Genomic DNA, 10,201 nt, shown 5'->3' with positions numbered 1-10,201 from the left:
TGTCATAGCATTCATTTCGGGTCCCTCCGTTCCTGTAGTGGTGGTGACATCTTCCACTCTGGCACATTGCGATGCCGTTCGGTCTGGAGGGACCCCTTCTCGTCAGGCTTTTTTTGCCCGACCCACACTACCGTTTCGGCTCCTCGCGCTCCACTGCGGGGACGGGGCGCGTTCATACCATCTTTTCTTTACGAGTAAAGAAAAGTGACATCTCACACGTTCTAAAACGGCAACACCGTACAGCCGCGACAGCAGCTAGAAGCAATAAAATTCCACCCAACAAGAGACACCCCCCGCGTCAAGCGGGGCTAGTGGCGTGAAAACCCCACCATCCCACATGTTCCAAAACGGCAACACCGCCCAGCCGCGCCAGCAGCTAGAAGCATTAAAACCCCACCCAACAAGAGACACCCCCCGCGTCAAGCGGGACTACAAAGCATCAAACTCCCAACCCTCCCCTCAACCTCCTGACCCCCTCCTCCAACCTCCCCAAGTCACACGCATAACACCACCTGACAAACCCCTCCCCCTCCTCCCCAAATGCACTCCCGGGCGCCAGCCCGATCCGCGCCTCGCGCACCAGCCGCTTGCAAAGCGCGAGGCTGTCGCCGGCACCGGCCAGCCGGAAGAACACATACATCGCCCCGTCCGGCGCATGCACATCCACGCCCGGCAGCTCGGATAGCGCCCCCACCAGGTGATCGCGCGCGGCGCGCAGCCGCCCTACCAGTTCGCGCGTAAAGGCTTCGCCCTCTCGCACCGCCACGATGCCGGCCTCCTGCACGAAGGAAGGCGCGCAGGACGTGTTGTACTCGATCAGCTTGCCGAGATCGTCGGTCAGTGCCGCGGGCAACACCATCCAGCCCAGCCGCCAGCCGGTCATCAGCCAGGCCTTGGAGAAGGAGTTCACGCAGATCACGCGCTCGTCGCGGCTGGCGATATCCAGGAACGACGGCGCAATGGCGCCATCGCCTTCGCCGTAATACAGCCGCTCGTACACCTCATCGGCAATGATCCAGATGCCATGGCGCCGGCAGTGCGCCAGCACCGCTTGCTGGTCTTCGCGCGACATCACCCAGCCGGTGGGGTTGTTCGGCGAGTTGATCATCAGCAAGCGCGTGTCCGGCGTGAGCGCGGCCAGCAGCTTGTCGAGGTCCAGGGTCCAGCCGTGCGCACCGTAATCGAGCGAGACGGTCTCCACCTCGGCGCCAAGGATCTTGGGGATCTCCACCAGGTTGGGCCACAGCGGCGTGACGGCCACCGCGCGGTCACCGGGCCCGGCCACCAGCTGGGCGGCCAGCATCAACGCGTTGACGCCGGCACTGGTTACCACCACGTTGTCCAGAGCGGTTGCGCCATGCAGCGCGCTGACATAGCCGGCCAGCGCGCTGCGCAGCGGGGCAATGCCAAGGTTATGCGTGTAGAAGGTGGCGCCGCCGGCCAAGGCGCGGCTGGCGGCGTCGCGGATAAAGGCGGGCGTGACCTGGTCGGACTCACCGAACCAGAAGGGCAGCACGTCTGGCAGGCCGATGCCGGCATTGGCCACCTCGCGGATGCGCGATGCGCGCAGGTGATGGACGGTGGCGCGGGCTACGGCCGGGGCGGACGCAAAGCCGGACTGGCTGGTGGACATCTGAGCTCCTTGCGGTGTAAGGGTCGGACTGCGGGTCGGACTGCGGAATCCATAGAGCGTACCGCAAAGGCACTCCCGCCGGTATGCCCGGCAGCATGGCGGCCGCCCGTGCTGCACTGCGCCGCGGAAATTTCTGCCTTGCGGCATGACAGGCCTCAGGGTTGCAGAAGCCGCGCAAGCCGTGCGTGCGGATGACCTGTTGGATGTGCTGGAAGCGCGCGACGCCGAAGGCCGTACCGCGTTGCTCGAAGCCATCCTGCTCTCCAATGGCGCAACGCCGCGGCTACCAGTCCGTCAGTGCTTTGCTGCGCGCCGCGGGCGCGCGTCGAGGCAACCCCGGGTTGCTAACGCCCGGGACCGGCGGAATCGTCCTGCTGCTGCCAGCCGGGCTTCATCCGCAGACCGAAGCTGCTGCGCGGCTGCACGTCGCGTTCGGGCCGCAGTGCGTATTGGTCGTGGTTGATTTGCGGCAAGGCAGCGGCTTGCTGGGCAGCCCGGGACGTTGGCGTCGGCGCGGAGGCCGCACGCTTGCCCGCCTTGGCAGGCGCGCGTGCGCCGCTGGCGTCCGATGCGCTAGCGGCCGCCGCCGGCACGGACGTGCTGGCCAGGGCGAGCCATAGCGCCGTCACGATGGAGAGGAGGGAGAAAAGGGGTTTTGCTGTCACGCTGTCATGCGGCGGCTACGCATGGCCCGCCCGGCCGCCACCTCTACGGCGCACGGCTGGACCGGCGGCGGCCGCCAGTTGCTGAATCCGTCATTGTGTCAGCTACCGGGGCCGCCAGGTGAAAACGGCCTGCAGCCTCGCCTTCCGGGAGGGTGGCGAGGCTGCCGCGGCGGCTTTACTGCGCCGCCGCGAGGCGGCGCCTGCCGCCGTTGCCACTCTCGGCCGCCTCCTTGCCCGCCTCCTTGCCCGCCTCCTTGCCCGCCTCCTTGCCCGCCTCCTTGCCCTGCTCCTTGCCGCGCGCCAGCACCGGTGCCAGCGCCGCGCCGGTGTGGCTGGCCCGCACGCGCACCAGCCCCTCGGGATCCGTCGCGGCCACGATGCCGCCGCCCGCCACGCCGCCTTCCGGGCCCAGGTCGAGGATCCAGTCGGCCTCGGCGATCACATCGAGGTCGTGCTCGATCACCACCACGCTGTGCCCGCCATCGGCCAGCCGGTGCAGCACGCGGATCAGCTTGGCCACGTCGGCCATGTGCAGGCCCACGGTAGGCTCATCCAGCACGTACAGCGTGTGCGGCGCCTGCTGCCCACGGCGGGTGATGTCGTCCCGCACCTTGGACAGCTCGGTCACCAGCTTGATGCGCTGCGCCTCGCCGCCGGACAGCGTGGGCGAGGGCTGGCCCAGGGTCAGGTAGCCCAGGCCCACGTCCTTCATCAGCTGCAGCGGGTGCGCGATATTGGACATGGCGGAGAAGAACTCCACCGCCTCGTCGATCTCCATCGTCAGCACGTCGCCGATATTCTTGCCGCGCCAGGTGACCGCCAGCGTTTCCGGGTTGAAGCGCTGGCCGTGGCAGACATCGCAATGCACCTTCACGTCCGGCAGGAAGCTCATGCCGATGGTGCGCACGCCCTGCCCCTCGCAGGCCGGGCAGCGCCCGTCGCCGGTGTTGAAGGAAAAGCGCGAGGCGGAATAGCCGCGCGCCTTGGCCTCCAGCGTCTGCGCGAACAGCTTGCGGATGGTGTCCCACACGCCGATATACGTGGCCGGGCAGGAGCGCGGCGTCTTGCCGATCGGGGTCTGGTCGACCTCCAGCACGCGGTCGATGCTTTCATAGCCGGTGATGGACTCGCAGCCCTGCCAGTTGTGCGTGACCTCCAGCTTGCGGCGCGGCTCGGCGCGCGCGGTGGCTTGCGAGCGCGCGGGCGCTTCGCTGCCGGCGGCCTTGCGCGCGCGGCGCGTGGCCGGCGAGGACATCACCGAGCGGCCCACCGCGTCGAGCAGGTTGGCCATCAGCACGTCGCGCGCCAGCGTGGACTTGCCAGAGCCGCTGACGCCCGTGATGGCGACCAGCCGCGCCAGCGGAATGCTGGCGGTGACGTTGCGCAGGTTGTGCTTCGTGGCGTTATGCACAGTCAGCCAGCGCTCGGGCACGGCCTCGCTGTTCTTGCCCTCCGGCTTGACCACGCGGCGCGGCTGCAGCGGATGCAGGATGGGTTGCGCAAGGAACTGGCCGGTGAGCGAATCGGGGCTGGCCGACAATGCCGCCACGCCGCCCTGCGCCACCAGCGTGCCGCCGCGCTTGCCGGCGCCGGGACCAATATCGATGATGTGGTCGGCGCGGCGGATGGTGTCTTCATCGTGCTCCACCACCACCAGCGTGTTGCCCTTCTCGCCAAGCTTGCGCAGGGCGTCGAGCAGGATCTGGTTGTCGCGCGGATGCAGGCCGATGGTGGGCTCGTCCAGCACATAGCACACACCCTGCAGGTTGCTGCCGAGCTGCGCGGCCAGGCGGATGCGCTGCGCCTCGCCGCCGGACAGGCTGGGCGCGGCACGGTCCAGGCTCAGGTAGCCCAGGCCGACTTCCTCCAGGAACTGCAGGCGGCTGCGGATCTCGCTCACCACGTCGCGCGCGATCTCGCCTTCACGGCCGGCCAGGTGCAGGCCCTGCACCCAGCGGTGCGTGTCGGACACCGTCCACTGGGCCACTTCCACGATGGGGTGCGCATCAAAGGTGACCGCGCGCGCCACCGGGTTCAGCCGTGTGCCGCCGCAGTCCGCGCACGGCGTATCGGCCACGTCATCGGGCTCTTGCTGCTCCGAGGGCAGGGTCTGCTCGCGCCCGCGGTTGTCGTCGGCCATCACGGTATCGTCATAGACGGCGCGCTGCTCACGGGTGAGGGTCAGGCCGGTGCCCACGCAGCTGGTGCACCAGCCGTGCTTGCTGTTGTAGGAGAACAGGCGCGGATCCAGTTCCGGATAGCTGGTGCTGCACACCGGGCAGGCGCGCTTGGTCGAGAACACGGTGGTGCTGCCGACGCGGGCGGTGCCGCCGTTGCCCATCGCATGCTGCAGGCCATCGAGCGGGGCCAGCAGGTGCATCACGCCCTTGCCGGCTTCCAGTGCCTGCCCGAGCATCGCGCGCAATGCGGCTTCGTTGTCCGCCGATACGTTGATGTCGCCGACCGGCAACTCGATGGTGTGCTCGCGGAAACGGTCCAGGCGCGGCCACGGGTCCACCGGCAGGAATTCACCGTCCACGCGCAGGTGCGTGTTGCCGCGCGCCTTGGCCCATTTGGCCAGGTCCGTGTAGACGCCCTTGCGGTTGACCACCAGCGGCGCCAACAGGCCCACATGCTGGCCCTTGTAGTCGCGCAGCAACTGCGCGGCGATCGACTCCGGGCTTTGCGAAGTGACCGGCGTGCCGTCATGGATGCAGTGCTGGATGCCCAGCTTCACATACATCAGCCGCAGGAAGTGCCAGACCTCGGAGGTGGTCGCCACCGTGCTCTTGCGGCCGCCGCGCGACAGGCGCTGCTCGATGGCCACCGTGGGCGGAATGCCATACACCGCATCCACCTCCGGGCGCCCGGCGGGCTGCACGATGGAGCGCGCGTAGGCATTGAGGGATTCGAGATAGCGGCGCTGCCCTTCGTGGAACAGGATGTCGAAAGCCAGCGTGGACTTGCCCGAGCCGGACACGCCGGTGATGACGTTGAACTTGCCATGCGGAATATCGACGTTGAGCGCCTTCAGGTTGTGCTCGTGCGCGTTGACGATGCGCACCACGTCCTCGCCCTCGATGGCGCGGCGCGCGCGGGCGGCGCGCAAGGCGGCCTGCAGCGGCACGCCCGCATCTTCCGCGACGAAGGCGTGGCCCACGGCGCGGTCGTACTGCAGCAGGGCCTTGCCGGTATGCGAGTGCGCACAGCGCTTGACATCTTCCGGCGTGCCCACGCACAGCACTTCACCGCCGGCGTCGCCGCCTTCGGGGCCCAGGTCGATGATCCAGTCGGCAGCGCGCACCACGTCGAGGTTGTGCTCGATCACGATGAGCGAATGGCCGCCATCCAGCAGCTTGCCGAAGGCGCGCATCAGCTTGGAGATATCGTCGAAGTGCAGCCCCGTGGTGGGCTCGTCGAACATGAACAGCTTGCATTCGTACGGCATCGGCTTGACGCGTACATTGCTCGCCTGCGCGGTCTCGGCGAGGTAGCCGGCCAGCTTCAGCCGCTGCGCTTCGCCGCCGGACAGTGTCGGCACCGGCTGGCCCAGCTTCACATATTCCAGGCCCACGTCGACGATCGGCTGCAGCACGCGCAGCACGGCCGCGTCGCCAGCAAAATGCGCCACGGCCTCGCTCACTGTCAGCTCAAGCACATCGGCCACGCTGAGCGCGCGCGGCGGCTGGCCCGGCAGTGCGCGCTCGATCTTCACCTCAAGGATTTCCGCGCGGTAGCGCCGGCCATCGCAATCCGGGCAGCGCAGGTAGACGTCGGAGAGGAACTGCATCTCGACGTGCTCGAAGCCCGAGCCGCCGCAGGTGGGGCAGCGCCCGTCGCCCGAGTTGAAGCTGAACATGCCCGCGGTATAGCTACGCTGCAGCGCCATGGGAGCCTTGGCGAACAGCTTGCGGATCTCGTCGAAGGCGCCTACGTAGCTGGCAGGGTTGGAGCGCGCGGTCTTGCCGATGGGCGACTGATCGACGAAGACCACATCCGCCACCTGTTCCGCGCCGGTCAGGCTACGGAAGGCGCCGGGCGCATCCGTGGACTTGCCGAACTGGCGCGCCATGGCGGGATACAGCACGTCCTGCAGCAAGGTGGACTTGCCCGAGCCGGAGACGCCGGTCACGCACACCAGGCGCTGCAGCGGGATCTCCACCGTGACGTCTCGCAGGTTGTGCTCGGTCGCGCCTTCCAGCACGATGCGCGGCGTGTTGGCCTCCACCGCGCGCGGTTGCCAGCGAGAGAGATCGGTCACCTGGCGGTGCCCGGCAAGGTACTCGCCGGTGAGCGTGCCTGAGCTACGGATATCGGCAGGCGTGCCGTCGAAGATGATGTTGCCGCCGCGCTCGCCCGGGCCGGGGCCCATGTCGATGAGCCGGTCAGCCGCGAGCATCACCGAAGGGTCGTGCTCGACCACCACCAGCGTGTTGCCGGCATCGCGCAGGCGATGCATGGCCTCGACGATGCGGTTCAGGTCGCGCGGGTGCAGGCCGATGCTGGGCTCGTCGAGCACGAACAGCGTCTTCACCAGCGAGGTACCCAACGCCGTGGTCAGGTTGATGCGCTGCACCTCCCCGCCGGACAGCGTGCGGCTCTGGCGGTCCAGCGTGAGGTAGCCCAGGCCCACGTCGCACAGGTATTTCAGGCGCGTGCGCACTTCGGCCAGCAGCAGCTTGAGCGCGTCGTCGAGCATCAGGCTCGGCAGCGTGAGGTCGTCGAAGAACTTGCGGATGCGCTCGATGGGCATCAGCATCAGGTCGTGCACGGTGAGGCCCGGCAGGGCCTCGAGTTGAGTGCGGTCCCAATCGACACCGCGCGGCAGGAAGCGCTTCCCGGGCGCACACACGGCGTCCGCACCCGCCTTGCTGCCCAGGCGCCACAACAGCGCCTCGGTCTTCAGCCGCGCGCCGCCGCAGGTCTCGCACGGCGTATAGCTGCGGTACTTGGACAGCAGCACGCGGATGTGCATCTTGTACGCCTTTGACTCCAGGTAGTCGAAGAAGCGCTTGACGCCGTACCAATGCGTATTCCACTTGCCGTTCCAGTCCGGCGAGCCGTCGATGACCCAGGCGCGCTCGGCCGGGGTGAGGCTGGACCACGCCACGTCGCGCGGGATGCCCGCCTTGGCGGCGTAGCGCATCAGGTCGTCCTGGCATTCCTTCCAGGCCGGCGTCTGCATCGGCTTGATGGCGCCGCCGCGCAGCGTCTTGCGCTCGTCCGGGATCACCAGGCCGAGGTCGACGCCGATCACGCGGCCGAAGCCGCGGCAGGTCTCGCAGGCGCCATAGGCGGAGTTGAACGAGAACAGCGCGGGCTGCGGATCGGCGTAGCGGATATCGCTCTCAGGGCTGTGCAGGCCTGTGGAGAAGCGCCACACCTGCGGCTCCGCGGCTTCGTCCGTCGTATTGAGCACGTAGACGTTGACCCGGCCGCTGCCGCGCTTGAGCGAGGCCTCGATGGCTTCCACAGCCCGCACCTTCTCTGTATTGCCCAGGCGGAAGCGATCGGCCACCACGTCGAGCACCTTGCGCGGCCCGGTGGGCGACGCCACCACGCGCTGCGCCTGCACCCGCGTGTAGCCGCTGACCGACAGCCACTGCTCGATCTCGGCCTCGGTGGTGGATTCCGGCAGTTCCACCGGGAAGGTGACCACCAGGCGCGGATCGCCGTCCGCGGCACGTGCCTGCAGCTCCGCGTAGATGGTCTCGGGCGAGTCATGCCGCACGGGCTGCGCGGTCTGGCGATCGAACAGTTCGGCGGCGCGCGCGTACAGCAGCTTCAGGTGATCGTTGAGTTCCGTCATCGTGCCGACCGTGGAGCGCGAGCTGCGCACCGGGTTGGTCTGGTCGATGGCGATGGCCGGCGGCACGCCGTCCACCCGGTCCACCTGCGGCCGGTCCATGCGGTCCAGGAACTGGCGCGCGTAGGCGCTGAAGGTCTCGACATAGCGCCGCTGCCCTTCGGCGTAGAGCGTATCGAACACCAGGCTCGACTTGCCCGAGCCCGACGGCCCGGTCACCACGGTCATTTCGCCGGTGTGCAGGTCGAGGTCGAGATTCTTGAGATTGTGCTGACGGGCTCCGCGGATACGGATGACACCGGATGACATGGGATGCGTCCTTTTTGGCTTGCGAGTGGCTAGCTGGTTGCTTGCGTGCGGCGTGCGACTTGCGGGGCGGGCGGGCTGGGCACAGGGCGCCGGGAGCGCGGTGAATTGCCGCCGCAAATCGCGGTATGGATACGGTCAGGCCGCTATCCTATCCCGAAGGACGGCAGCGTGCCGCGCGACGAAGTGTGGCGCTGACATCTCCTGACAGTACGGTGTCAGGAGGAAATGGGGACGGATCCGGAAAAGGAAAGGCCCGGCGTAGCTTGCGGCGCATGCCGGGCAAGGCCGGGGGGGCCGTCGCGCCACCCCGCGCTGCCCGCGCCGAGCAAAGCCGGGCGCGCCATTCCGGCTCAGAACGCTCAGTGCGCCGCCGGAATCCGGTAGCCGTCGTTGAGGGTCTTCAGGAACACGATGACGTCGCGGATTTCCGCCTCCGACAGGGCCGGCTTGCTGCCGGGCGCGCCGCCGAACGGGGGTTCCATATTGACGTTGTCACGATACCGCGCCGGCAGGTCGTCGAACTTGTCGATGCTGCCGTCGGCCTTGCGCGGGTACCACTTGCCGGGATTGCTGTCCCGTTGCACGTAGAAGCGCAACACCTCTTCGAGCGAATGAAAGGCGCCGTTGTGGAAGAAGGTCTTGCGTTGCGCCACGTTGCGCAGCCCGGGAGTGCGGAACAAGCCACAGTACTCGGCCCGCTCCTTCAGGTCGGTACGGTCCGGCCCGCACAAGCCCATGTCGAAGAAGGCCGGATCGGCATTGATCGCCAGCTTGCGGTTGCGCGGTACGCCCAGCGCGATAAAACCGAAGTCGCTGAAGGCCGGGAACACGCCGTCGGCGCTGATCGCGCTCGGGTGGCAGGCCGCGCAGTTGCCCTTGGCAGGGTCGTTGAACAGGCGCAGGCCGCGCGCTTCCTGCTCGCTCAGCTTGACCTGCCGCCGCAGGAACGCATCGTACTTGCTGCTGTAGGGATAGAACTCGGACGGCGTTTCCTGGAACACCTCGAGCGCCATCAGCGCGGCCTGGAAGGCTACCTCGTCGCGCTCCAGGATGTCGGCGCCAAACACCTCGCGCAACGTTTGCGCGTGCTTGCCGGCGCGCAGCCTGGCGGCCACCGTCGCCGCGTCCGCGTTCGCCATCTCATGCGGCGACAGCAGCGGAATACTGGCCTGCTCGTGCGTGGACGACGCCCGCCCGTCCCAGTTGTGGCCACCGGTGGGGCCCTGGTCTTCGCTGTCGTTGCCGTCGTTCTCGTGGAAGTGCTCGGAGAACGGCGGCACGTTCTGCACATAGCGCAGCGACGGTGCCGCGCGCGCGCCGGTGCGCAGCATGTCGCTGCCGCCCAGTTGCACCGAGAGATCGTTGGCCGGCCCATAAGCGTGTGCCGGGCTGTGGCAGCTCGCGCACGCTAGCCGGCCGGACGCCGACAAGGCGGGATCGAAAAACAATGCCTTGCCAAGCGCGGCCATCGCCGGCACCGAGGGCCGGCGCGTTGCCATCATGTTGTAGAACGCATCGGCGTAGGCCGGCCGCGCGGGCGCGGCGGCCTGGCTGGCAGCCGGAGCGGATGCCGGTGGCGCAGCCACTGCCGCTCCCTCCTGGCCGGACTTGTCACAGCCCGCCAAAGCCAGCGCGAAAGCCAGCAGCAGGGCTCCGGTGGCAAGGCGGGGGATCGGGGAAGGAACTGGCAGCAGGACGGAGCGCAGTGGCATCTGTGCGGCGAAGTGGAATGGCGAGGGCGGGATGGCTACACCAGCCCAGGCACAGGAGATTCAGGAAACGGGCAGC

General features: G+C 68.1%; 4 protein-coding genes. All 4 read right to left on the bottom strand.

The genetic code is table 11. The features are described from left to right. Positions 1–439 precede the first annotated feature (439 nt). The 4 genes from ACYP5B_RS21610 to ACYP5B_RS21595 all read right to left on the bottom strand — a co-directional run bounded on the left by ACYP5B_RS21610 (position 440) and on the right by ACYP5B_RS21595 (position 10,125). On the bottom strand, positions 440–1,633 hold the full coding sequence (locus tag ACYP5B_RS21610; protein WP_459571023.1) for a pyridoxal phosphate-dependent aminotransferase: 1,194 nt from the start codon (positions 1,631–1,633) through the stop codon (positions 440–442). A gap of 344 nt (positions 1,634–1,977) precedes the next feature. Next, the gene (locus ACYP5B_RS21605; protein ID WP_459571022.1) at positions 1,978–2,298 is read right to left on the bottom strand and encodes a hypothetical protein; all 321 of its coding nucleotides are present in this window, start codon (positions 2,296–2,298) and stop codon (positions 1,978–1,980) included. A gap of 175 nt (positions 2,299–2,473) precedes the next feature. After that, positions 2,474–8,413, bottom strand: coding sequence for an excinuclease ABC subunit UvrA (gene uvrA, locus ACYP5B_RS21600; protein WP_459571020.1), 5,940 nt, complete (start codon positions 8,411–8,413; stop codon positions 2,474–2,476). Between the two features lie 359 nt (positions 8,414–8,772). Further along, the gene (locus ACYP5B_RS21595) at positions 8,773–10,125 is read right to left on the bottom strand and encodes a cytochrome-c peroxidase (protein WP_459571019.1); all 1,353 of its coding nucleotides are present in this window, start codon (positions 10,123–10,125) and stop codon (positions 8,773–8,775) included. Positions 10,126–10,201 lie beyond the last annotated feature (76 nt).

Source organism: Cupriavidus sp. 8B (genome assembly GCF_054589115.1).
Note: the sequence above shows the minus strand (reverse complement) of the source record. Positions and strands in the feature narration are given on the sequence as shown.

What these genes read in the sequence shown, in the direction of transcription:
- ACYP5B_RS21610 (WP_459571023.1), bottom strand. Translation starts at nt 1,633, where the DNA reads ATGTCCACCAGCCAGTCCGGCTTTGCGTCCGCCCCGGCCGTAGCCCGC.
- uvrA (WP_459571020.1), bottom strand. Translation starts at nt 8,413, where the DNA reads ATGTCATCCGGTGTCATCCGTATCCGCGGAGCCCGTCAGCACAATCTC.
- ACYP5B_RS21595 (WP_459571019.1), bottom strand. Translation starts at nt 10,125, where the DNA reads ATGCCACTGCGCTCCGTCCTGCTGCCAGTTCCTTCCCCGATCCCCCGC.